This window comes from Allobosea sp. CER48, assembly GCF_044752385.1.
GTDB lineage: Bacteria > Pseudomonadota > Alphaproteobacteria > Rhizobiales > Beijerinckiaceae > Allobosea.
On sequence record NZ_JBIWYK010000612.1, the window covers coordinates 1 to 1,546 of the forward strand.

Here is a 1,546-nt window from a genome sequence, read left to right on the forward strand (position 1 = left end):
CACCGCTCAGCGCGCGATGGTCGCCGCCGCGCGGCCGTACCTGCCGCCTTCAGCTCGCCAGCACGCGCTGCGGCGGGAAGGTGATCTCGACCAGCGTGCCTTCCTTTTTCACGCTGGTGATCGACATTGCCGCGCGATTTGCTTCGACCAATGCCTTGGTCAGCGGCAGTCCGAGCCCGGTGCCGCCGGCACGACGCGTCGTCGGCACCTGGCGGAAGGGCTCGAGGGCGAGCTTCAACTCGTCGTCATCCATGCCGATGCCGGTGTCGCGGACCCGCAGGATCGCCTCGCCCTGGTCGCCGAGCGCGGTCGAAATGATGACCTGCCCGCCGGCATCGGTGAATTTCACCGCGTTAGAGAGCAGGTTGATCGCGATCTGGCGGATTGAGCGCTCGTCCGCCACGACCGGCGGGAGTTTCGGCGAGAGGCCGGAGCGCAGCACCACGCGGCCGCGCTGCGCCTCGGGCTGGAGCAGCGAGACGGTGGAGAGCGCGATCTCGTTCAGGTTCACGCTGGCGAAGTCGAGGTCCAGCTTTCCGGCCTCGATCTTGGCGAGGTCCAGCAGGTCGTTGACCAGACTGATGACGTATCCGCCCGACTGATGGATGTCGCGCAGGTACTCCTTGTAGCGTTCGTTGGCGATCGGTCCGAAACGTTCCTCGGCCATGACTTCGGCGAAGCCGATGATCGCGTTGAGCGGTGTGCGGATCTCATGGCTGATCTTGGCCAGCACGTCCGACTTCTGGGCGCTCGCCATCTCGGCGGCCTTGCGGGCATCGACGAGCTCGCCCTCGGTCTTCTTCCAGGCCGTGATGTCGCGCAGTACGGCGCAAAAGCGCGGCTCGGCGCCATGTGCAATCTGGCCCATGGTCATGAACAGCGGAATCTTGCCGCCCTGGCGCACGCGGCCGACGACCTCTCGCCCGTCGTTGAGCACCGACGCGACACCGCCGCCCTTCAGCCCCTCGAGGTAGTCCAGTGCCGGGGCATGGCTCTCACCGGCGAAAAGCAGCGTGAACAGCTCGCCGGTCACTTCGCGCTGATCGTAACCGAAGAGCGCCTCGGCCGCCTTGTTGAGCGACAGGATGCGCCCGCGGTCATCGACCGTGACCACGCCGTCGGTTGCGGTGTCCAGAACCGCCGTGAGTTCGGCGATACGGTCGTCGCGCGCTTCGGCATCGAGCCTGAGGGCCTCGACGCGGGCCGCGGATTCCGCTTCCTCGGCTGCGAATTCGGCGGCCAGCTCGGCTTCCTCCGCCTCTTCCGGAGTGAGAACCGGCACGTCGCCGCCGCCGCCATTCGGATGACGGAAGGCCATCAGCGTCGCCGGCTCGTCCTGCCACGCCACGCTGGAGAGCACGGCATCGACGCTGACCAGATGGCCGGTACGGTCGACCAGGGTCATGGCGCCGCCCGCGGCGCGGCCGGCTTCCTTGATCAGGCGGCTGACATTGCCGCCGGCCTTGAGGTCGGCGAGATCGGCATAGTCGAGCAGTTCGAGCAGCGTGCGGTTGGCGTAGAGCGCTTCCTCGCCACGATTGACCAG

Annotated in this window: 1 protein-coding gene; it reads right to left on the bottom strand. The window is 67.3% G+C overall.

Features of this window, described 5'->3' with window-relative positions; translation table 11 throughout:
* Positions 1-49 precede the first annotated feature (49 nt).
* Positions 50-1,546, bottom strand: a 1,497-nt coding sequence (locus tag ACIPIA_RS15995) for a sensor histidine kinase (RefSeq protein WP_400510961.1), incomplete at its 5' end; no start/stop codon positions are given.